This is a genomic window from Parvibaculum sp., assembly GCF_019635935.1.
In the GTDB taxonomy this organism is placed as follows: Bacteria; Pseudomonadota; Alphaproteobacteria; order Parvibaculales; family Parvibaculaceae; genus Parvibaculum.
Window position 1 is genome coordinate 3,103,435 of record NZ_JAHBYN010000001.1, and the last position, 21,344, is coordinate 3,124,778.

At 64.4% G+C, this 21,344-nt stretch carries 17 protein-coding genes; 9 read left to right on the forward strand and 8 right to left on the reverse strand.

Annotated features, from left to right (window positions below; all coding sequences use genetic code 11):
* Positions 1-6: 6 nt before the first annotated feature.
* The 5 genes from KF719_RS15300 to KF719_RS15320 all read right to left on the reverse strand — a co-directional run bounded on the left by KF719_RS15300 (position 7) and on the right by KF719_RS15320 (position 9,883).
* Positions 7-1,824 (reverse strand): ATP-binding protein, encoded by a 1,818-nt coding sequence (locus KF719_RS15300; RefSeq protein WP_293509771.1) that lies wholly within the window; start codon positions 1,822-1,824, stop codon positions 7-9.
* Between the two features lie 233 nt (positions 1,825-2,057).
* Positions 2,058-4,697, reverse strand: coding sequence for an aminopeptidase N (gene pepN / locus KF719_RS15305; RefSeq protein WP_293509773.1), 2,640 nt, complete (start codon positions 4,695-4,697; stop codon positions 2,058-2,060).
* Between the two features lie 238 nt (positions 4,698-4,935).
* Positions 4,936-5,472 carry a hypothetical protein gene (locus KF719_RS15310; RefSeq protein WP_293509775.1) on the reverse strand — a complete coding sequence of 179 codons (537 nt, stop codon included), beginning with the start codon at positions 5,470-5,472 and terminating at the stop codon, positions 4,936-4,938.
* 83 nt (positions 5,473-5,555) lie between these two features.
* Entirely contained in the window at positions 5,556-8,690 is a 3,135-nt protein-coding gene (locus KF719_RS15315; RefSeq protein ID WP_293509777.1) for an efflux RND transporter permease subunit, read from the reverse strand.
* A gap of 20 nt (positions 8,691-8,710) precedes the next feature.
* Positions 8,711-9,883 carry an efflux RND transporter periplasmic adaptor subunit gene (locus tag KF719_RS15320; protein ID WP_293509778.1) on the reverse strand — a complete coding sequence of 391 codons (1,173 nt, stop codon included), beginning with the start codon at positions 9,881-9,883 and terminating at the stop codon, positions 8,711-8,713.
* Positions 9,884-10,012: 129 nt separating this feature from the next.
* On the opposite strand from KF719_RS15320, the gene KF719_RS15325 reads away from it, so the two are divergent.
* The 4 genes from KF719_RS15325 (at position 10,013) to KF719_RS15340 (ending at position 14,402) form a co-directional block, all read left to right on the forward strand.
* Positions 10,013-10,504: a MarR family winged helix-turn-helix transcriptional regulator gene (locus tag KF719_RS15325; RefSeq protein WP_293509779.1), complete on the forward strand. Its 492-nt coding sequence runs from the start codon at positions 10,013-10,015 to the stop codon at positions 10,502-10,504.
* 57 nt (positions 10,505-10,561) lie between these two features.
* Complete coding sequence (locus KF719_RS15330) at positions 10,562-11,833, forward strand: serine hydrolase domain-containing protein (RefSeq protein ID WP_293509781.1); 1,272 nt, start codon at positions 10,562-10,564, stop codon at positions 11,831-11,833.
* 179 nt (positions 11,834-12,012) lie between these two features.
* A complete protein-coding gene (locus KF719_RS15335) occupies positions 12,013-13,140 on the forward strand; it encodes an acyl-CoA dehydrogenase family protein (RefSeq protein WP_293509783.1) in 1,128 nt (375 codons plus the stop codon).
* Between the two features lie 32 nt (positions 13,141-13,172).
* Positions 13,173-14,402 (forward strand): acyl-CoA dehydrogenase family protein, encoded by a 1,230-nt coding sequence (locus tag KF719_RS15340; protein WP_293509785.1) that lies wholly within the window; start codon positions 13,173-13,175, stop codon positions 14,400-14,402.
* Positions 14,403-14,738: 336 nt separating this feature from the next.
* On the opposite strand, the gene KF719_RS15345 is transcribed toward KF719_RS15340, so the two are convergent.
* Positions 14,739-15,398 (reverse strand): glutathione S-transferase family protein, encoded by a 660-nt coding sequence (locus KF719_RS15345; RefSeq protein WP_293509787.1) that lies wholly within the window; start codon positions 15,396-15,398, stop codon positions 14,739-14,741.
* A 92-nt stretch (positions 15,399-15,490) separates the two neighbouring features.
* On the opposite strand from KF719_RS15345, the gene KF719_RS15350 reads away from it, so the two are divergent.
* Positions 15,491-15,934: a MarR family transcriptional regulator gene (locus KF719_RS15350; protein ID WP_293509789.1), complete on the forward strand. Its 444-nt coding sequence runs from the start codon at positions 15,491-15,493 to the stop codon at positions 15,932-15,934.
* 22 nt (positions 15,935-15,956) lie between these two features.
* Positions 15,957-16,529 carry a dihydrofolate reductase family protein gene (locus KF719_RS15355; protein ID WP_293509791.1) on the forward strand — a complete coding sequence of 191 codons (573 nt, stop codon included), beginning with the start codon at positions 15,957-15,959 and terminating at the stop codon, positions 16,527-16,529.
* On the opposite strand, the gene KF719_RS15360 is transcribed toward KF719_RS15355, so the two are convergent.
* Both KF719_RS15360 and KF719_RS15365 read right to left on the reverse strand, forming a co-directional pair.
* Positions 16,518-17,165, reverse strand: coding sequence for a glutathione S-transferase family protein (locus KF719_RS15360; protein ID WP_293509792.1), 648 nt, complete (start codon positions 17,163-17,165; stop codon positions 16,518-16,520). The two genes, KF719_RS15355 and KF719_RS15360, sit on opposite strands and share 12 nt — an antisense overlap.
* Positions 17,166-17,555: 390 nt before the next feature.
* The gene (locus KF719_RS15365; protein WP_293509794.1) at positions 17,556-18,188 is read right to left on the reverse strand and encodes a hypothetical protein; all 633 of its coding nucleotides are present in this window, start codon (positions 18,186-18,188) and stop codon (positions 17,556-17,558) included.
* A gap of 239 nt (positions 18,189-18,427) precedes the next feature.
* On the opposite strand from KF719_RS15365, the gene KF719_RS15370 reads away from it, so the two are divergent.
* The 3 genes from KF719_RS15370 to mltF all read left to right on the forward strand — a co-directional run bounded on the left by KF719_RS15370 (position 18,428) and on the right by mltF (position 21,220).
* The gene (locus KF719_RS15370; protein WP_293509796.1) at positions 18,428-18,787 is read left to right on the forward strand and encodes a hypothetical protein; all 360 of its coding nucleotides are present in this window, start codon (positions 18,428-18,430) and stop codon (positions 18,785-18,787) included.
* A gap of 169 nt (positions 18,788-18,956) precedes the next feature.
* Positions 18,957-19,349 carry a RidA family protein gene (locus tag KF719_RS15375; protein ID WP_293509798.1) on the forward strand — a complete coding sequence of 131 codons (393 nt, stop codon included), beginning with the start codon at positions 18,957-18,959 and terminating at the stop codon, positions 19,347-19,349.
* Positions 19,350-19,786: 437 nt separating this feature from the next.
* Positions 19,787-21,220 carry a membrane-bound lytic murein transglycosylase MltF gene (mltF, locus tag KF719_RS15380; protein ID WP_293509800.1) on the forward strand — a complete coding sequence of 478 codons (1,434 nt, stop codon included), beginning with the start codon at positions 19,787-19,789 and terminating at the stop codon, positions 21,218-21,220.
* The last annotated feature ends 124 nt before the right edge of the window (positions 21,221-21,344 follow it).

A 21,344-nucleotide genomic window follows, 5' to 3' on the forward strand; every position in this document is an offset into this window, starting at 1 on the left:
GGAGCGTTAGTCCCGCGCCAGCGGCAGCGTGAAGCTGACTTTCGTGCCGACGCCTTCGGTGCTCTCGATGGTCAGCGTGCCGCCATGCAGTTCGACCAGCGAGCGCGACAGCGCGAGGCCGAGCCCCGTGCCCTTGTGCGACTTCGCGTGGTGGCTCTCGACCTGTTCGAACGGCCGGCCGATCTTCGGCAGCGCGCTCGCCGGAATGCCGATGCCGGTGTCTTCGACCGCGATGGTCGCCATGCCGCCATCCGCCTGCCCGCGCAGATAGATCGAGCCGCCGGCCGGCGTAAACTTGATGGCGTTCGACAACAGGTTTAGCAGCACCTGCTTGACGGCGCGCTTGTCGGCATCGACCGGCGGCATCGCGCCGAGTTCGTCGACGATCTTGACGCTCGCCACATCCGCCCGCCCCGACACGAGCCGCAGCGACTCTTCCACCACTTCCGGAAGCGGCAGGCGCTGTGTTTCGAGCGTCATCCGCCCCGCCTCGATCTTCGACATATCCAGAATGTCGTTGATGAGTTCCAGCAGATGCGCGCCGCTCGCATGGATGTCGGCTGCGTATTCCTTGTACTTCGGCGAACCGAGATCGCCGAACAGCCCCGTCTCCATGATTTCCGAAAAACCGATGATCGCGTTCAGCGGCGTCCGGAGCTCGTGGCTCATATTGGCGAGGAACTCCGACTTCGAGCGGTTGGCCGTTTCGGCGCGTGTCTTCTCCGCCGCGTATTTCTCGGCAAGGTCCACCAGTTGCCGCGCCTGCTCCTGCAGCTTCCGCCGCGAGGCTTCGAGGTCGCGCACGGTCTTTTCGAGCGCCAGCTTGTTGTCGGTCAGTGCCGCTTCCTGGCCCTTGATTGCGGTGATGTCGGTGCCGACATTCACGAGCCCGCCGCTCTTGGTGCGCCGCTCGCTGATCTGCAGCCAGCGCCCGGTCGGCAGTCGGATTTCGCTGATGCCATCGACGCCGGCTTCCGGCCACGCATCGGCAAGCCCGCCCCGCGCCATCACCTCGGCCCGCGCCGCGCCGGCGCGCAACGCGCCATCGTCGAGATTGAGAAACTCGGCAAATTTGCTGTTGGCTGTGACGAGCCGGTTGCCTGCGTCCCACAGCACGAAGGCCTCGCCGACACTTTCGATCGCATCGCGCAGCCGTTCGTTCGCTTCCGAGACGCGCGCCTCGGCGATCTTCTGGTCGGTAATGTCGATGGTGATGCCGACAAGCCGCTCATTGCCGGTCCGCCCGCCGCCCCACACTTGTCCCTTGGCATGCATCCACACGAAGTTTCCATCGGCATGGCGCAGCCGGAAAATCGTGTCGTAGGAACGCGACGGCCGGTCCGCCGCTTCCATGATTTCGTCGATGGCGCTCGCATCGTCGGGATGCGCCAGCGCCTTCACTTCGGCCGGCGTCAGCCGTTTCGACGGCTGCTTCAGCCCCACCATGTCGAACATCGCCGACGACCAGTAGATGCGGTTCGCAGAGATATCCCAGTCCCAGATGCCGCAGCGCGCGCCGGCAAAGGCCATGTCGAAGCGATGCTGGTTTTCGATCAGCGCGGCGTCGGCTTCGATCTTGCTCTCGCGCAGCCGCACCAGCATGTAGGCGAGCACCATGTAGCCGGCCGACAGCAGCGCCGAAAATACAAGCGCGCGGGATTCCCCGTCCTGGAAATAGAGCGCGCCGTTGAGCGCGGCCAGCGCGACGCCGGAAATGCCGAGCGCGATCCGCGGCAACAGGCCGGCCGGCAGCACGCGGCGGCGGCGTGGCGCCTCGTCTTCCCATTTCAGGGCGTCGGATCGTGTGGTGGTCGCGTCGGACATGCGTCGCCTGATCCCGATGAAACGTCTGGAGGCCGGGCTGAATCTAGCACCGCCGGACGTTTGCTTCCCGCCCGAATCAGGCGGTGCAAAACGATGATTCGGCCTCGGCTCCGGCTTGTCCATAGGCGGCGTTTACTTTTTGTTAACCGATGCAAATAGGACTCACCCGACTCATGGCGAATCGCGGTTAACGCCCGGTTAAATCTCTGTGCCGCTTCGGGCCGTTGGCGGGGTCAACCGAGCGTCTTGCTGGCGATTTCGTACACATCGCGCGAAAGCCGCTCGCCGGCCGCGACGCGCTTGAGCTGCCGGGCCATCGCGTTCCGCCGCTTCGGCTCGAATTGCCGCCAGCTCTTGAAGGCGCCCAGCAGCCTTGCCGCCACCTGCGGATTGAGCGCGTCGAGCTCCAGCACCTTGTCGGCGACGAACTCGTAGCCCTTGCCGTCGGCGCTGTGAAAACGGAGCTGGTTCATGGTCGCGAATGCGGTGATGAGCGCCCGCACCTTGTTGGGGTTGCGCATTGTGAAAGCTGGATGCCCCGTCAGCCGCTTCACCTCGCCAAGCGTCCCCGGCAGCGCCGACATCGCCTGGATCGACAGCCACTTGTCCATCACCAGATGATTGTCCTTCCACCGCGCATAAAATTTCTCGAGCGCCGCCACGCGTTCGGGACAATCGATATGGGCCAGCACCGAAAGCGCCGCGATTTCGTCGGTCATGTTGTCGGCCTGCGCGAATTGCGCCGCCGCCAGTTCGACGCCCTCAGGGCCGGGCCCGACCGCCAGATAGGCGAGGCAGGCGTTCCGGAGCGCGCGCTTGCCGGCATGTGCCGCGTCCGGGCTGTAGGGCCCGTCGATGGCAAGCGCGTGATAAGCCGCCAGCAGTTCGTCCTTCAGTTGCGCTGCGATCGAGGCGCGCAACCCTTCCCGCGCCGCATGGATCGCATCGACATCGACATCCTTGCCGATCGCCTGCGCCAGCGTCTGCTCGCTCGGCAGCACGATCATCTGCGCCGCGAAATCGGGATCGGTCTTTTTCGAGACCAGAAGCTTGCGGATCGTTTCGGCAAAGGCTGTGCCCTTGCGCGGCGCGCCGCCCTTTTTCTGTGCATCCACCATCGCGATCAGCAACCCGGTCGCGTAGCGCTGCGCCGCTTCCCAGCGATTGAAACTGTCGCTGTCATGCGCCATCAGGAACACGAGGTCGCGTTCCTTGAGGTTGGTGCTGAGCTTGACCGGCGCGGTGAAGCCCCGCAGCAGCGACGGCACCGGCTTGTCCGCAACATTGCGGAAGCGCCATGTCGCCTCGCGCTCCGTCAGGCTGAGCACGCGCGTTGTCGCGCCGGGTTTCTCTTCGCCGTCGAGTTGCAGCTTGATGTCCCGGCCGTCGGGTCCGACAAGCCCGAGCGCGATCGGAATGTGATAGGGCTCCTTCACCGGCTGTCCCGGCGTCGGCGCACACACCTGGCTGAGCTTCAGCGTATAGGTCTTGCGCGCCGCGTCGTAGCGCCCCGATGCCAGCACCTCCGGCGTGCCCGACTGGCTGTACCAGCGCTTGAACTGCGCAAGATCGAGCTTCGCCCCGTCGGCCAGCGCATCGAGAAAATTCTCGACCGTCGCGGCCTCGCCGTCATGGCGCTCGAAATAGAGATCCATGCCCTTGCGAAAACGCTTCGGCCCGGCAAGCGTATGGATCATCCGGCAGAGCTCGGCGCCTTTCTCGTAGACGGTCGCCGTATAGAAATTGTTGATCTCGATATAGCTGTCCGGCCGCACGGGATGCGCCAGCGGCCCGCCATCCTCGGTAAACTGGTGCGCGCGCAACAGCCGCACGTCCGAAATCCGCTTCACCGGCCTTGAGCGCATGTCGCTGGTGAATTCTTGGTCGCGGAAAACCGTGAGGCCTTCCTTCAGGCAAAGCTGGAACCAGTCGCGGCAGGTGATGCGGTTGCCGGTCCAGTTGTGGAAATACTCATGCGCGATGATCGCCTCGATCGCCGCATAATCGGCATCCGTCGCCGTGTCGGGCCGCGCCAGGATGTATTTGTCGTTGAAGACGTTGAGACCCTTGTTCTCCATCGCCCCCATGTTGAAGGCGCTCACCGCCACGATCATGAAGATGTCGAGATCGTATTCGCGCCCGAACGCTTCCTCGTCCCATTTCATCGCCCGCTTCAGCGCTTCCATCGCATAGCCGCAGCGGTCCTCGTTGCCGCGCTCGACGAAAATCCGGAGCGTCACCTCGCGGCCCGATAGGGTGCGGAATTTGTCTTCCACATGCACGAGGTCGCCGGCGACCAGCGCGAAAAGATAGGTCGGCTTGGGAAACGGGTCGTGCCACTCGGCGAAATGCCGCCCGTCGGCGAGCTTGCCTTGCGCCACCGGATTGCCGTTCGACAGCAGCACCGGCGCCGCCTTCGCGTCGGCGACGATACGCGTCGTGAAAACCGACATCGCGTCCGGCCGGTCGAGCGAATAGGCGATGCGGCGAAAGCCTTCCGCCTCGCATTGCGTGCAATAGATGCCGCTTGAAAGATAAAGTCCCGTCAGCGCCGTGTTGTCTTCCGGCGCGCAACTCGTCAGCGTTTCGAGCGTGAACGGCCCCTCCGGCAAGTCGAGGATCGTCAGATGCTCGCCATCGGCCTGATAGGCGTTCGGCCCGAGCTTCACCCCGTCGATGGAAACCTCATGCAGCTTCAGCTTTTCGCCGTCGAGCACCAGCGGCCCCGTGCCGGCATTGCGCCGCATTTTGAGCTGCGACCTGACCCGCGTATCCGCCGGATCGAGTTCGATCTCGAGCCGGACTTCGTCGACCTTGAAAGCCGGCGGCGTGTAATCCTTCAGCCGAATAGGGCGGGGATCTTCTGTGCGCATGGGGATACTCGAAAATGGGGGCGGCGCGGCATCCGCAATCGAACCCGAATGGCATGGCGGAATTGCGGCGCGGGCGCAAGGGGTGGATGAAGGAGCGATCAAAAAAGGCCGTCATTGCGAGGCCTGAAAGGCCGAAGCAACCCAGAAGCGGCAGGCACAGACGCCTATCGCTTCTGGGTTGCTTCGTCGCTTCGCTCCTCGCAATGACGATTGAATAGGGTTGGGAAAATCTCAGGCCTTAAGCCTGCGGCCCCATGATGCTCGAAATCAGCATGTCGGCGTCCGACGCCACGGCCATCACATCGTCCGGCAGGTTCTCGCCGTTCGAACGCGCATAGTCGGCGAGCCGTTGCAGCAGCACCATGAATTTCGGCGCCGCCGCGATCACCTTGGCTTGCAGTTCCACGCGGTCGGGCGTCAGGTCGTATTCGACGCCGGGCACGCGCCAGCCGCCGCCTTCGGCCGAGCCGGTGACGACCACCGGATGCGTGCCGGGCACGGGGTGGCCCGCGCATTCCTCCGCCGAGCGCCACTTGTTGGGCACCCTGACCACCTGCCACTCCTCCATCTGCGGATCGAGATGGGAGAGCGCCGAAACCTCTTCGGTCTCCAGCTCCTTCGCCGCAAAGTCGCGGCCGAGCCCGACGTCGTAATGGATGCGCAGCGGCTCATCCATGTCCTTGACCCACTGGGGCACGATCCGTTCGATCACGGCCCAGGTACCGACCGGGCGCACATAGACCCGCTGGTTTTTGTGGAACTGCGCTTTCGCCATCTGACGACGATCCTCTGGCTGCTGTGGTCCCGCCAGTATCCGCCGCCGCCGGTTATCGTCCGATTAAGGAAATGGGGCGGATTTCACTCCGCCGGGGCGCCGCCGGGCCGGATGCGGCCCGCCAGCCGCCGGAAACGCCCGCCAAGCCCGCCGATTCCGGCCCGCGCCTGCTCCATCAGCGTATAGGCGACCGGCACCACCACAAGCGTCAGCAGCGTTGAGGATATCAGCCCCCCGATAACCAGAATGCCCATGGAATTGCGAAACTCGGCCCCCTGGCTGGTCGACAGCGCCACCGGAATGAGCCCGCAAACCGTCGCGATCTGCGTCATCAGCACAGGGCGCAGCCGCACCGGCCCGGCCTTGCGCGCCGCCTCGAAGGCGCTGGCGCCGGCCGCCCGCAACTGGTTGGTGTAGTCGACCAGCAGGATGCCGTTCTTCATCACCAGCCCCATGAGCGCCAGGAGGCTGATCTGGCTGAACATGGTCATTTCCTGACCCGATATTTTCAGCGCCACAAAAGCCCCGACGAACGAGAGCGGCGCCGACAGCATGATGATCGCCGGCTGCGCAAAGCTGTTGAACTGCGAGGCGAGGATCATGTAGAGCGCGATCAGCGCCAGCATGAAGGCAAAGCCGATCGCCGCACCGGTTTCCTTCATCCGCTTCGACCGCCCCTCGGCGCTCCAGCTATAGCCCGGCGGCAGTTTCAGCTCCTCGAGATAGCGCTCGATCTCGGCCGATGCCGGCCCCAGCGCCGCGCCTTCCGGGTTGTTGGCGAGCAGCGCGATGCGCCGCGCCCGGTTCTGCCGTTCGATTTGCGCCGGCCCGCTGTCGATGGTGAAACGCGCCACATTCGGCACGTCGATGGATTGCCCGTTGGCGGCGCGCACCTGGATCATCGACAGTTTCGAAATGTCGTCGCGCTGGTCTTCCTCCAGCCGCACCCGCACATCGTAGCGCTGTCCGAATTCCTCGAACGACCCTGCCTTGACCCCGCCGATTGTCGCGCGCAGCGTCTCGGCCAGCGTGCGGATCGAAACGCCGAGATCGGCGGCGCGCCGCCGGTCGATCTGCACCTGCACCTCCGGCTTGCCGGAATCGTAGCTGGTCTTGACGTCGGCAAAGAGCGGGCTCGCCCGCATCCGGTTGGTCACTTCGTTGGCCTTTGCCTCCAGCACCGCGAGGTCCGGCCCCTGCAGCACATACATCATCGCGAATTCCGAAAAGCCGCCGCCCGAAATCCACGGCACGTCCGACAATGAAATATGTTTGGCATCGGGCGCCGCCGCCAGCATCGCCACGCGCACCCGGTCCATGATCGGAATGAAACTTTCGTCGCGCGCGTCCTTTGCCGTCAGCCCGACATGGAAGAATGCCTTGTTGACGCTTTTCTGCGCATCGGAACCGATGGTGTAAAAAACCGTCACCACCTGGTCGACACCGCGAATGGCCTGTGCGACGCGCGTCGCCGCGCCGCGCGTTTCCTCAAGGCCCGCGCCGAAGGGAAGTTCGACGGTGGCAAGAAACTCGGCGCGGTCGGCACGCGAGTCGAACGCCATCGGCAGCGTCCGCGCCACCATCACGCCGGCGATCACCGCGACAACGGCGCCCACCATCACCGCCCAGCGCGTCGCCAGCGCCCAGTCGAGCAGCCGCCCGTAAAAACGGTCGAGCCCGTTATAGGCATCGTCGAAAAACCGCGCCACGCGGCCATAGGTCGTCGGGTCGGTGTCCTCGCGCTTCAGCACCCGCGAACAGAGCATCGGCGTCAGCGTCAGCGAAACGAGCAGCGACACCATCACCGAAAAAGTGATGGCGAGCCCGTACTGAAAGAAGAAACGCCCGACAACGCCGCTCATGAAGGCGATGGGCACGAAGACCGCGACAATCGAAAAGGTCGCGGCCAGAACGGCAAGGCCGACTTCCTTTGTTCCTTCGGCCGCAGCCTGCATCGGCGGCAATCCGCTTTCGAGTTTGCGGTAGATGCTTTCCAGAACCACGATGGCGTCGTCCACCAGCAGCCCCACCGCCAGCGACAGCGCCATCAGCGTCATCATGTTGATGGTGAAATCCATCACATAGAAGGCGAAGAAGGTCGAAACGAGCGCCGTCGGCATCGCGATGGCGACGATCATCGTCGCGCGCACCGACAGCAGGAAGGCGAGGGTGACGAACACCACGAGCACGATGCCGAGCTGGATGTCGACAAAGACGTCCGCCGCCGATCCTTCGATGAAAACCGCCGTGTCGCGCGCGATCCGCATTTCAAGGCCGGCCGGCGCATTCTTTTCGATTTCGGCCACCGCCTCGCGCACGGCGCGCGCCACTTCCACGGTGTTTCGGCCGGATTGCTTGCGGATATCGAGCGACACGCCGCGCTTGCCGTTGAGTTCGGCATAGGAGCGCTCGTCGGCCATGCCGTCCTCGACGCGCGCCACGTCGCCGATGGTGGTGGGCGCGCCGTCGCGGCGGAAGGCGACGACGATGCTGCGAAATTCGGGAACGCTCGCGACCTCGCCCTTGGTCTTCACCGGAAATTCGGCGCGCAATCCCGGCGTTTCGAGCCGCCCGCCCGGAATTTCCGCGTGCTCGCGCCGCAGCGCCCCGGTCACATCCTCGGCCGTCACGCCATAGGCGCGCATCTTCACCGCGTCGAGCCAGATGCGCACCTCGCGGTCGCGCCCGCCGACAAGCTCGATGGAGCCGACGCCGGAAATTCGCTGCAACTGCTCCTTGACGGTCTTGTCGGCGAAATGCGTCAGCGCCCGGATCGGCATGTCGCCGGCGATCATCACCGACATGATCGCCTGTGCGTCCGGATCGACCTTCTGAACGATCGACTGTTCGGCTTCCTGCGGAATGTTGGCGCGCGCCAGCGAAACCTTGTCGCGCACATCCTGCGCCTTGACGTCGACATTTTCGTTGAGGTCGTACTGGATGACGACTTGGGAGAGGCCCTCGGCGCTGGTCGAGGACAGCGTCTCGATGCCCGAAATCGTGTTGACCTGTTCCTCGATCGGATCGGTCACGTCGCTTTCGATGCCTTCGGGCGAGGCGCCTTCCAGCACCGTCGTGATCGACACCACCGGAAACTCGACCTTCGGAAAGAGGTCGACGCCTACGCGGCCAAGCGAGATCCATCCCAGCACGACAAGCGCGCCGATCACCATGACGGCAAAAACGGGCCGCCGGATCGAAACGTCGGAAATCCACATACGCTTCCCCTCCGCCCGCGCTACTGCGCCGTGCTGTCGCTTGCGCCGGCCGCGATCTGGCCCGGCTCGGCCTCGATCCGGATTTTGATGCCGTCGGCAAGCAGCGGCGCGTTGGGTCCGCCCAGCGCCTTGTCGCCGGCCTTGAGCCCCGACAGCACTTCCACCGTCTGCGCATCGATCTGCCGCACCGTCACGCTGACGCGCCGCGCCACATTGCCGTCGGCGATGAAGACATGCCGGTCGGTCTCGCCGCCATAAAGCATCCGCCGGTCGAGCGTCAGCCCCTGGCGCGGCGCCGGAAAGAGTTCGACGCGCGTAAAGAGGCCGGGCTTCACCGAATAATCCTCATTGAGGATCGGCAGCCGGAGTTCGACCGAGCGCGTCACCGGGTCGACATAATCGTTGAGGATCGCGACATAGCTGTCGAAGCTGCGGTCGATGCCGTCGATATAGACGCGCCCCTTGGTGCCGACCTCGATTTTCGACAGGTGAATTTCGGGCACCGTCACGATAGCGCCGACAATGTCGATCTTCATGATCTGCAAAACGCCGTCGCCGCCGCCGCCCATCGCGCCCATGCCGCCCATCCGCGTCGCCATGAACTTGCCCTCGTCGACATCGCGCCGTGTGATGACGCCGTCGAAAGGCGCGGTCACGGTGCAGTCGGTCAGCATCTGGTTGGCGCCGGCAAGCTGCGCTTCGGCAATGCCGAGCCGCGCCTGCGAAGCGTCGCGCGCCGAGCGCGCATCGTCGAGCCGCCCGTCGGCCACGAACCCCTTGGCGTGCAACTCGCTGGCGCGTGAAAAGGCGAGGCCGGTGTTGCGCACATCCGCCTTGGCGAGCCGCACCTGGTTTTCAAGCTCGGTCACCTTGAGGCGGATCTCTACATCGCGCGTCCGGAAAAGCGGCTGCCCTTCGGTCACGCGGTCGCCGACCCTGACCATGATCTCCTCGATGATGCCGTCGACGCGGGGGCCGAGCGTCGTCGTCTTGTGCGCGGCGATGGTGCCGGTGCCGGTAATCGGTTCGGCAAGCTCACGTTCGCTCACCGCGCTGGCAAAGACGCCGATGGCGCCGGCATCCGGATCGGCCGTTTCCTCTTCCGCGCTCTCGCCGCACCCGGCCAGCGCCGCCGCGATCAGGCCGGCCGCCAGAAGCCGCGCATAACGGGAAACGTCAAACCGGACGAGCATGGGATGCCTTTCGAAAAACGTATAGAAGGTTATAGTATCTTTTGTTACGATACCGGCAAAGCGAAATCGCTGGCGAAACACGATCTTAAGCCGGGGACAAGGACCGAGGATAAAATGGGCGGACAAGCCATGCCCCCGTCGATTGCCAGCCGGCCGAAGCCGCCGGCATCGCGGGTCCAGCCGGACGAGACCTTCGGCTGGCTCCATCACGACGTCTACCGGCTCTTCCGCAAGGCTTGGGCGCGCCGCCTGCAAGCCTCCGGCACCGGCATCAACCCGGCCAAGTCGCGCATCCTCGCCGAACTGCGCCAGCGCGACGGCATCACCCAGACCGAACTTGCCGACTGCGTCGAAATGGAAAAGGCGCCGCTCGGCCGCCTGCTCGACAGCCTCGAAGAGCAGGGCCTGATCGAACGCCGCAACGACCCCGCCGACCGCCGCGTCCGCCGCGTCTATCTGATGCCGCCGATCGACGAAATCACCGCCGGCTTGTGGCAGGCCGCCTTCGGCATGTTCGAAACCTCGGTCCGGGGCTTCACGCCGGAGGAATACGCGCAACTGATGAATTTCCTCGAGCGCATCAAGGCCAATCTCCAGGAGTCCGAGGAAACCGAGGCCTGAGTCTGCGCCGCCGCGCTGAAACTTGAACACCGCCCGCGCGTCGGCATAGCATAATCAATGCGCAGCCTCTCCCTTTTGATTCTTGCCGCCCTGCTGGCGATGGCGATTTGGACCGCTCTCGTTGTCACCGGCGCGCGCCACGGCTGGTTGCGTGCCGATCCGGGTCCGCGCGAGGATGTGGCGTCCTTCTTTTCGACATCGGCTGCGGCGATCGACGCGGCGGAGCAGGGCGCCGTCGCCTTCATGCTGATCGAAAAGGGCGAGGACTTTGGCGAACATTATGTCTCGGCCGGCGCGCCCGTCACCCGCGACACGCTTTTCCAGCTCGCCTCGCTCAGCAAATGGGTGACGGCGCTCGGTGTGCTGAAACTCGCCGCCGATGGAAGGCTCGATCTCGATGCGCCCGTGTCGCGTTATCTCACACGCTGGCAGCTTCCCGAAAGCAAGTTCGGCAACGAGGGCGTCACCGCGCGCCGCCTCCTCTCTCACACCGCCGGCCTGACGGATGGCCTGGGCTACATGGGCTTCGAGCCGGGCACGCCCGTGCAGACCCTCGAGGCATCGCTGACGGAAGCGGCGGACCCCATGCCCGGCGCCGATGGCCGCACCCGTGTCGGTCTCGCGCCCGGCACCGCATGGAGCTATTCCGGCGGCGGCTATGCGTTGCTGCAGCTCCTGATCGAGGAAATCGCGGGCGAACCCTTCGACATCTATATGAAGCGCGCCGTCCTCGATCCGCTCGGCATGTCGAGCGCGACATTCGATCTCGCGTCGGCGGAAGCGGCGGGGCTTGCCCCCTGTTTCGACGCCGACGGCGCGCCTTGCGCCTATCGCAGCTTCGCCGCGGCATCCGCTGCCTCACTCCATGCAAGTGCGGCCGATCTCGTCCGCTTCCTTGAAGCGCAAATGGAAGGCGCGCGCGATCCCGCCCTGCCGCCCGGTCTCGCCGCCGCCATGTCCGCGCCCCACGGCTCGCAATTCGGCCTGCCGATCTGGGGCCTCGGCGTCATGCTTTATTCCGAAGCACCGGGCGGCGGCTACATCATCGGCCATGAGGGCATGAACTTCGCCGCCATCGAAACCACGGCCCGGCTCGACCCGGCGACCGGCGACGGCATCCTCGTCCTCGCGACCGGCAATCCGGGCCTCGCCGCGATGCTCGGCGGCGAATGGGTCTATTGGCATGCCGGGCGCGTGGATGTGAGGCAGATCGACGGCATGATCCCGGCCTTGGGCCTCGCGCTGCTCATCGGCTGGGCCGTCATCCTCGTTCTGGCCGCTCTCGCCATCTGGAAAATCCGGCGATCCGAAAGCCCGAAATCCGCGTAATTCAGTCCGGAACTTCGCCGCGCAGCGGAGATTCGACCTCGCTGCACCGCCGCATCCCAAGCCGACGCGGCGTCAATTGCGCAGGGCTTTTCATGCGCCCGCTTTGCAGTGAGAATGCGCCCAAACAAACGCCGCCAATGCGGGCAATCAAGTGCTGGCAAAGCGCCAGGGGAGACGTCATGAATTTCGATTTTTCCGACGACCAGAAAATGCTGAAGGAGCAGGTGCGCAAGTTCCTTGCCGACAAATGTCCGATGTCGGTCACGCGCCGCGTGCTCGAAAAGGAAGAGCCCTATGCGGCCGAGGTCTGGAAGGGCCTTGTCGAGATGGGCCTCACCGGCACCGCGATCCCCGAAGAATTCGGCGGTCTCGGTCTCGGCGCGCTGGAGCTCTGCGTGATCGCGGAAGAGCTCGGCCGCGCCGCGGCGCCCGTGCCGTTCTCTTCGTCCATCTATCTCGCGGCGGAAGCGCTCCGCCTCTTCGGCACGAAGAAGCAGAAGGAAACCTGGCTGCCGAAACTGGCATCGGGTGAAATCATCGGCACGCTCGCCGTCTCCGAAGGCACGCATGCCGCGCACCCGCGCAACATCGCGGTCAAGCATGCGGGCGGCAAGATCAACGGCGTCAAGCAGCCGGTTGTCGATGGCGGTGCGGCCTCGCTCGCCATCGTCGCGGTCAACACCGGCGGTTCCGGCGAAGGCGCAGTCTCGCTCGCCATCGTCGATCTGAAGGCGGGCGGCGTCTCGGCCGCGCCCGTCCGCACGCTCGACCCCTCGCGTCAGCATGTGACGCTGACCTTCAAGGACGCGCCCGCCGAAATTCTTGGGCCCAAACCGGGCGAGGGCTGGTCGCAGCTTTCGCGCGTGCTCGACGGCGCCGCCGTGCTCTTTGCCTTCGAACAGGTCGGCGGCACCGAAGCGGCGCTCGAAATGGCGCGCGACTATGCGCTCGAGCGCTACGCCTTCGGCCGCCAGATCGGCTCGTACCAGGCGATCAAGCACAAGCTCGCCGACATGTATGTGAAGAAGGAACTGGCGAAATCGAACGCCTATTTCGGCGCCATGATGCTGAACGACGAGGGCGCGGAGCTGACCGAAGCCGCCGCCGCCTCGCGCATCGCGGGTTCGGATGCCTATGTCTTCGCCGCGCAGGAGAACATCCAGACGCATGGCGGCATCGGCTACACATGGGAATCCGACTGCCAGTTCCACTACCGCCGCGCCAAGCTGCTGGCGCTCGCTGTCGGCGCGCCGATCCAGTGGAAGGAAAAACTCGTCGCGCGCCTTGAAGCGAAGAACGCGGCTTAAAGCGGCTCAAAAAGACATTCGGGAGAACGAAAATGGATTTCAACGATACAGCCGAAGAAGCCGCCTACCGCAAACAGGTGCGCGCCTGGCTCGATAAAAACGCCACCCGCAAGGAAAACGCGAAGGACATCGCGCCGCCGAAAGACCTCAAGGAAATGATCGCCCAGTCCAAGGCCTGGCAGGCGAAGAAGGCCGATGCCGGTTACGCCTGCATCACCTGGCCGAAGGAATGGGGCGGCGGTGGCGGCACCACCATCAACAACGTGATCTACGGCCAGGAAGAATCGAAATACGCGGTTCCCGGCGGCATCTTCGCCATCGGCCTCGGCATGTGCATCCCGACCGTGATGTCATGGGGCCCCGACGAGGCGAAAGAACGCTTCGTCCGTCCCGCCGTGCGCGGCGACGAGATCTGGTGCCAGCTCTTTTCCGAACCCGCCGGCGGTTCCGACGTCGCGGGTCTTCGCACGAAAGCCGAGAAGGATGGCGACGACTGGGTCATCAACGGCCAGAAGGTCTGGACGTCCGGCGCGCATTTCTGCGACTACGGCATCCTGCTGACACGCACCGATCCGAACGTGCCGAAGCACAAGGGCCTCACCATGTTCTGGATCGACATGAAGGACCCCGCCGTCGAAGTGCGCCCCATCAAGCAGATGTCGGGCGGTGCCGAATTCAACGAGGTCTTCTTCACCAATCTGCGCGTCAAGGACAGTCAGCGTCTCGGCAAGGTCGGCGACGGCTGGAAGGTCGCGCTGACGACGCTGATGAACGAACGCCTCGCCGTCGGCGGCAGCCAGGGCAATGCCGACACCGATGAGTTGATCTCGCTCGCCCGCAACACCGACATCGCGGGCGAGCCCGCCATCCGCCACGGCGGCGTCCGCGAGCGCATCGCCGACTGGTATGTGCAGGCGCAAGGCTTGAAGTTCACGCGCTTCCGCACGTTGACCGCGCTGTCGAAAGGCGAAACCCCCGGCCCGGAAAGCTCGATCTCCAAGATCGTCGCCGCGAAGAAGATGCAGGACCTCGGCTCCTTCGGCATGGACCTGCAGGACATGGGCGGCGTCATCCGCGACCGGAAAATCTCGCCGGAAGAGGGCGCCTATACCGAACAATGGATCGGCGCAGCCGGCTACCGCATCGCCGGCGGCACCGACGAAATCCTGCGCAACATCGTCGCCGAACGCGTCCTCGGCCTGCCACAGGACATCCGCGTCGACAAGGACCTGCCGTTCAATCAGGCCCCGAAGGGGAAATAAGAGTCTTTCCCTCTCCCCTCCGGGGAGAGGGAAGGGGCCCACCGAAGGTGGGAAGGGTGAGGGGGAACCCCACCCGCAGAAACAAAAAGGCCGGATCGCACGATCCGGCCTTTTTCTTTTCCCCTCTTTTGGTCTTTGCCGGGCTTGACCCGGCAATCCAGAAGGCGCGTTAGCGCCGTCTCTCTTCGCAAGAATCCCTTCATCAACCTCACGACGTTTCTTCAAGGAGTATTTTTGAAGAGAGACGCCGCCTTTCGGCGGCTTCTGGATGCCCGGATCAAGTCCGGGCAAGACGAGAAAGAGGAAATGGGATCGGCAAACGCGACCCTTCTTCCCTCAAGCCGCCGCTTCGGCCTTTTCCGCTTCCGCATAAAGCGCCAGATGATCGCTGAGCGCGCGCTGAAACGCCGGCCGCGCTTCCGCCCGTTTCACATATGCCGCCAGCGCCGGAAATTCACCCACGAAATCCCGGTGCCGGAGGTCGCGCAGCACCGTCACCATCATCAGATCGCCCACGGTGAAGCGGTCTTCGAGCCATTCGCGCCCCTTGAGCCACCCGGCCAGCTGCCCGAGCCGCCGGCGGAGAAACTCCTCCGCGCCCGGACGGCGCATCTTCGCCCATTCCTCCTCGCCATAGAAGAAGTCGAGCGCCGTCACCGCGTCCACCGCCGGCTGAACGGATGTCTGCGCCGCCAGCATCCATTGCACCGCCCGCGCGCGGCCTTTTGCATCGCGCGGCATCAGCGCCTCGCACTTTTCGGCAATATGCAGGATGATCGCGCCGCTCTCGAACAGCGCAAATCCGTCTTCCTCGTAAACCGGCACCTGTCCGAAAGGCTGCACCGCGCGATAATCGGCGGCGTCCTGATCCGCCGGCGTCAGCACCCGTTCCGCGTAAGGCAGCCCCGCTTCCTCCAGCGCCCAGCGCACGCGATATTCCTTCACCGAGCCGCGCGCAAACGGCGGCACCCATTTCAAGACGCTCAGGCTGATCATCGTTCCAACTCCTTGTCGTTCGGGGGACGGTGCGTTGCCGTGCGGCGGCACAAGACGCTTGCTAAATAGTTTGATATCAATATAATTCCACCATGTCAAAACCGTCAAACGATTCCACCGTCCCCACGCGCCTGATCCACGACACCTGCCTCTGCCTGCACACGCAGCGCGCGGCGCGCGCGCTGGCGCGGCGCTTCGACGAGGCGTTTCGGCCGCTCGGCCTGACCAGCGGCCAGTTCTCGCTGCTGAACGCGATGAACCGCGAAACCCCGCGCTCGATGGGCGAGGTCGCGGCGATCCTGGCGATGGACCGCACCACGCTGACCGCAAACATCAAGCCGCTCGAACGTCAGGGCCTGATGAAAATAACGATCGACACGGCCGACCGCCGCAGCCGCCGCCTCGTCCTCACCGCCGCCGGAAAAAAACTTCTCCGCGCCGCCGCACCCGTCTGGAAACGAACCCACGCCGCGCTCGAGCGCGAAGCCGCCATCGACGCCAACGCACTCCGCAGCGGCCTCCGCGCCATCGCCTGACCCTTCAGCCGAAGGTTTCCGAATGCAGCCCCTTCGCTATTCGATCAACGTAACGCTCGACGGATGCTGCGATCATCAGGAGGGCGTGCCCGACGAGGAACTGCATAGCCATGCGGCGGCGGATATCGCACGGGCCGATACGCTCCTTTTCGGCCGCGTCATCTACGAAATGATGGAGGAGGCGTGGCGGCCGGTCGCCGAAACGGGTGTGCGGCCGGACTGGATGGAGGAATGGGCGGTGCCCTTCGCGCGGACAATCCACGCCGCAAAAAAATATGTCGTCTCCGACACGCTGCGGCACGTCGACTGGAACGCGGAACTCGTGCGCGGGCCCGATCTCGAAAAAACCGTGCGCCGCCTCAAGGCCGAACCGGGCAGGGGGATATTGACCGGCGGCGTGACGCTCCCCCTCGCGCTCGCGAAGCTCGGCCTGATCGACGAATACCAGTTCATCGTCCATCCGCGGATCGCCGGCCACGGACCTTATCCTTTCGCGGGGCTCCCGAAAACGCTCGATCTGAAACTCACAAGCCGCAAGCAATTCGCCTCCGGCGCGACTGTGCTGATCTACGAGCCCGCGGCGCTACCGCGATGAACGCTCGAACACCGCCCGTTGCGCGGCGAAGGCGCGTTGGAACGCCGGCCGCGCCTCGGCGCGCGCGACATAGGCGGTGAGCGCCGGATATTCCGCCAGCAGCGCCGATCCCTTCAGCCGTTGCAGCACCGACACCATCATGAGGTCGCCGGCGCTGAACGCACCGTCGAGCCAGTCGCCCTCGCCAAGCCGCGCGGCAAGCGGCCCGAGCCGCGCCCGCACGCGATCGTCGAGCATCGCCAGCCGCGCGCCATACCAGTCCTTGTCGCGCTCGGTATAGCCGGCCGTCTCGCGGTCGAGGATCGGCGGTTCCACCGTGTTGAGCGCCGCGAACATCCAGTTGATCGCACGTGCGCGCTCCCCCGCATCGTCCGGCAGCAGCCCGGCATGGCGCTCGGCGATGTGCAGGATGATTGCGCCGCTCTCGAACAGCGCCAGTTCGCCCTCTTCGTAAGTCGGTATCTGCCCGAAAGGATGCAGCGCCAGATGCGCCGGTTCCTTCATCTGCGCAAACGACAGCAGGCGCACGTCGTAAACCTGCCCGACTTCCTCCAGCGCCCAGCGCACGCGCATATCCCGCGCCAGCCCGCGCCCGCCATCGGGCGAATTCTCGAATGCGGTGATGGTCGGCGTCATCGCAACCTCCGGGTGATTTCACGCCGCCATCCTGCGACGCGTCACTTCGCGCCGCAACTCCCACCCCCCAACGCGTCATTGCCGGACTTGATCCGGCAATCCAGAAGCCGCCATTGGCGGCGTCTCTCTTCACAAAGACTCTTCAAACGCGCCCGCGAAAATCACGAGCCAGCCAAAAATAAAAGTGTCACCCCGGCGAAAGCCGGGGTCCATCTGACTCGCCGCTCGCGCTCATGGATCCCGGCTTTCGCCGGGATGACACTGAATGTTGGATTTACGCTTCGGCAAACGCGGCCCGCTCATCCAACGCGCCCCCCCAACCCCCAAAAACGTCATGGCCCGATTTATTCGGGCCATCCACGTCTTTCTTCCCGCCCAACCTCAACCCCGCTACGCCCCGGAGACGATCATCCGCCATTCGGATTCATGACTTCCGGCATGGTTCGCCATCCCGGGTTTTGTCAGGCATCCTTTCGGCTCGGCGTAGCTGTCGATGCGGCGTTCCGGTTGTTCATGCCACTGGATGTTGAACGCCCAGAGTTCCTTGAAGAAGTAGAGCGAGGAATAAGGAAGGTGATCGTGAATCCACCAGGCGAGCTTCTGCCAGTCGCCGTCCTGCGGGAAGCGATCCAGAAAGGAAGGGACGACGATGCAGGCCGTCGCACCCATATGGCCGCCGGCATCTCTTTCATCCCAGATATGCGCGGCATAGTTCGCTTCGTTTGAGGCGCAGGAATAGCCCGCCTTGCCTTGCCGCTGCATCTCGTTGCCGAGTGCGTTTACTTCCTTCGATCGATAGGCGGAGCGGATCGCGATCCGCCCGAATTTGTCCTGCAGCGGTTCCAGCAGTTCCTCGCAAAGCCGTGTTCCGGCGGCGATGGCCAGCTCCGGATCGTCGGGCACATTGGCCAGCCCATGAATGGCGGCGATGTCCGAAAACAGGAAATCGCGCATGAAGAACGATTTGGAGAGGCGTTCGCGTCCGAACTCGGCCAGCTTGGCGACGCTTGTCGGCTTGCGCATGATCCTGTCTCCGGATTCCGTGTCGAAAACTCAAACGCGCGCAAGCGGCGGCGTCGCGGATTGAAAATCAGGATGCACATTCGCCTCCACCGATGCAATCACCCCGCCCGCGCGACGGCCGCATGTGGCCCGGAGCGGTCAATCCCGGTCAAGAGAGATGATGTGCTACGATCCGTTGTCTGGATAGCAACGACCGCTACCTACGCGATTGGATTTAACACCGCCGGAGGCTCGTCTTCATGAATTTGACAGCACGCATTGCTGCGGTGCTTGGGCCGGTGCTCATGGCCGTGACGGTGTCCGAAACCGTCAATCTGAATATCTGGCACGATGTCCACCCGGCAGTGGTCTACCTCAACGGTCTGCTGTTTCTGGCCGGCGGCCTTTTCATCGCGACGACGCACAATTACTGGCGGTTCGATTTCAGCCTGTTGGTCACACTCTCCGGCTGGCTCCTTGTGGCGGCGGGCGCCTTCCGGATGTTCTTTCCAGAAGCGCAACAATTGGGCGCCGGCCTCGGCACCTGGATTCTGATTGCATCGCTGTTTGCCCTCGGCGCGGCCTTGACGGCCTTCGCCTTCCTCAAACGGAAGAGCTGAACTTCGATCCGGCATCTTCGCGCGTCTCTTGCCGGTGCACTGCAGTCTTCACCGCCGCCTCCTCCTCGTCTCAGCGCCTTGCGTTCCGTCAATGGCCTTCCAATATAAAATCGTTGGCAGCCTCCCATCCAGACGCGGGATCTCCCCACCCACAAGAAGGACTCCCCCCATGCCCAAGCGCGACCCGGTATTCCCCGCCGGCCGCCACGCCCTCTACGAGGCGCATGGCTATTCGGCGGCGATCCGCTCCGGCGATCTTCTCTTCGTGTCCGGCCAGGTCGGCAGCCGCACCGACGGCACGCCGGAGCCCGATTTCGAGCGCCAGGTCCGGCTCGCCTTCGCCAATCTTGAGGCGACGCTCAAGGCGGCGGGCTGCGGTTTCGACGACATTGTCGACGTGACCAGTTTCCACACCGATCCCGAAAACCAGTTCGAGACGATCATGAAGGTGAAGCAGGAGATTTTCGCCGCGCCGCCTTATCCGACATGGACGGCGGTCGGCGCGACCTGGCTCGCGGGCTTTGATTTCGAGATCAAGGTGATCGCCCGCATTCCCGGTTAGCGCTGGACGATTTCGCCTCACCCCCAACCCCGGGGATAAGTTTTTTCGCCGCCGCATTGCGCGTCCGGCGACTCAAAACGCCCGCGTCGCCACCGCCGCGAAAACCGGGGACAAGTTTTTCGATTTTTTCTTCTCCGCGGCTCTGCGTCTCTGCGTGAACCCCTTTCTTCCTTTCTTCGTGCAACGCCCATCCGTCCACCGCCCCCGAACCCGGGGATAAGTTCGACTTATCCCCGCCGCCCGCGCGCCGACCATCCGTACACGGAGCAAACTTATCCCCGGTTGTGACAGATTTTTGACAGTCCGGTGACAGTCGTGGCCGAACGGCGGAATTCCGCCGTTTCCCGATTGTGACAGCCGCGCGCCGCCGCTGTCGCATTCGCGGGCGCCGCCGCGTGCTATTCTGCGCCCGGATGAGGCAGGGCAGGGCGCGCCGGGTGGCGGAAATCATCGCGAAATCAAGGGCTTGGGCCGCCGCGCTGGTGGCGTTCATGCGCGCGCCCGGCCCCTGGACGCCGCGCCGCAGCTCGCGCTTTCCGTGGTTCGTCCTGCTGCTGGTCGTGCTGTTCGGCGTCAACCACCTGATCTTCCTGCGCCTCTATGTGCCGCCTGTCGATCAAGGCCTTGAATCCATTAAGGAAAATGGCACGCTGGTGGTGCTGACGCGGCTCGGCCCCGCGACCTTTTACGAGGGCGTCGACGGGCCCACGGGCTTTGAACATGACGCGATGCGGTCGCTCGCGCGGTCGCTCGGTGTCGAGGTTGAATTCCGGATTTACCCGACAGAACAAAGGCTTATGCGGGCGCTGGCGAACCGCAAGGGCCATGTCGCGGCGGCGGGTCTGGCGCTGGACGAGGCGCGCAAGGCGCAGTTCGCGGCCGGTCCGCCCTACGCCACGCTGCGCCAGCTCGTCGCCTGCAACCGGCAACTCGTTGAAAAACCAAGGAAAATCGAAGATCTCCGCGGCCTGCGCTTCGCCGCTTCCGCCGATTCGCCGGGCGCGGCGCTGCTCGTCGAAGCCGGCCTCGAATCCAGCTATCTCTCTGAAAACGTTGAGGCTTTGCTCGCCCGCGTCGCCGCCTTCCGCCTCGACTGCGCGCTGACCGACAGCCGCACCTTCCAGGTGGTCAATCCCTATTACCCGGAACTGATGCAAGCCTTTGAATTGACAGGGGATTTTCCGGTCGTCTGGCTTGCCGCGCCGGGCTCGGAAGACCTCGCCGAGCCGATGCGCCACTGGTTCGCCGGCATGCGTAAAACCGGTCAGCTGGCGGCGCTGGAGCGGCAATTCTTCGGTTTCCTGCCGCGTTTCGACTATGTGGACCTGCGCGCCTTCCAGCGCGCGATCAACGAGCGCCTGCCGCTCTACGAAAAACAGCTCCGCCGCGCCGCGCGCGAAAATAACCTTTCGTGGCAACTACTTGCGGCGATCGCCTATCAGGAATCGCATTGGGACCCGGATGCGGTGAGCCCCACCGGCGTGCGCGGGTTGATGATGCTGACGCAGCAGACGGCGCGGCAGCTCGGTGTCGAGGACCGCCGCGACCCCACCGAAAGCATCGCGGCCGGTGCGCGCTATCTTGCTGAACTTAAAGAGAAAATCCCGGAAGATGTGGCCGAGCCCGACCGCACCTGGATGGCGCTCGCCGCCTGGAATCTCGGCCTCGGCCATCTCTACGATGCCCGCACGCTGGCCGCGCGTCTCGGCCGCGACAGGAACAGCTGGGCCGACATGCGGCGCACCCTGCCGCTGCTGGCCGATCCGGCCCACAAGCTGCGCCACGGGCCGGCGCGGGGCGGGCAGGCGGTGCATTTCGTCCAGCAGGTCCGCACTTACCTTCATATTTTGCAAGGCGATACAGGCACTTAGGGGTGCGACATTGCGGCGGGCCGCTGCGGCGAAATGACCACTAAAAAAATATGGATATTGAGCGAATGTGAGGTGAACGCCATTCGTGCATCGGGGGGTCCGGTGCCGCCTCAAGGAGAAGCTC

What these genes read in the sequence shown, in the direction of transcription:
- KF719_RS15300 (WP_293509771.1), bottom strand. Translation starts at nt 1,824, where the DNA reads ATGTCCGACGCGACCACCACACGATCCGACGCCCTGAAATGGGAAGAC.
- KF719_RS15365 (WP_293509794.1), bottom strand. Translation starts at nt 18,188, where the DNA reads ATGCGCAAGCCGACAAGCGTCGCCAAGCTGGCCGAGTTCGGACGCGAA.
- pepN (WP_293509773.1), bottom strand. Translation starts at nt 4,697, where the DNA reads ATGCGCACAGAAGATCCCCGCCCTATTCGGCTGAAGGATTACACGCCG.
- KF719_RS15340 (WP_293509785.1), top strand. Translation starts at nt 13,173, where the DNA reads ATGGATTTCAACGATACAGCCGAAGAAGCCGCCTACCGCAAACAGGTG.
- KF719_RS15350 (WP_293509789.1), top strand. Translation starts at nt 15,491, where the DNA reads ATGTCAAAACCGTCAAACGATTCCACCGTCCCCACGCGCCTGATCCAC.
- KF719_RS15315 (WP_293509777.1), bottom strand. Translation starts at nt 8,690, where the DNA reads ATGTGGATTTCCGACGTTTCGATCCGGCGGCCCGTTTTTGCCGTCATG.
- KF719_RS15355 (WP_293509791.1), top strand. Translation starts at nt 15,957, where the DNA reads ATGCAGCCCCTTCGCTATTCGATCAACGTAACGCTCGACGGATGCTGC.
- KF719_RS15330 (WP_293509781.1), top strand. Translation starts at nt 10,562, where the DNA reads ATGCGCAGCCTCTCCCTTTTGATTCTTGCCGCCCTGCTGGCGATGGCG.
- KF719_RS15335 (WP_293509783.1), top strand. Translation starts at nt 12,013, where the DNA reads ATGAATTTCGATTTTTCCGACGACCAGAAAATGCTGAAGGAGCAGGTG.
- KF719_RS15325 (WP_293509779.1), top strand. Translation starts at nt 10,013, where the DNA reads ATGCCCCCGTCGATTGCCAGCCGGCCGAAGCCGCCGGCATCGCGGGTC.
- KF719_RS15360 (WP_293509792.1), bottom strand. Translation starts at nt 17,165, where the DNA reads ATGACGCCGACCATCACCGCATTCGAGAATTCGCCCGATGGCGGGCGC.
- KF719_RS15345 (WP_293509787.1), bottom strand. Translation starts at nt 15,398, where the DNA reads ATGATCAGCCTGAGCGTCTTGAAATGGGTGCCGCCGTTTGCGCGCGGC.
- KF719_RS15370 (WP_293509796.1), top strand. Translation starts at nt 18,428, where the DNA reads ATGAATTTGACAGCACGCATTGCTGCGGTGCTTGGGCCGGTGCTCATG.
- KF719_RS15320 (WP_293509778.1), bottom strand. Translation starts at nt 9,883, where the DNA reads ATGCTCGTCCGGTTTGACGTTTCCCGTTATGCGCGGCTTCTGGCGGCC.
- KF719_RS15310 (WP_293509775.1), bottom strand. Translation starts at nt 5,472, where the DNA reads ATGGCGAAAGCGCAGTTCCACAAAAACCAGCGGGTCTATGTGCGCCCG.
- KF719_RS15375 (WP_293509798.1), top strand. Translation starts at nt 18,957, where the DNA reads ATGCCCAAGCGCGACCCGGTATTCCCCGCCGGCCGCCACGCCCTCTAC.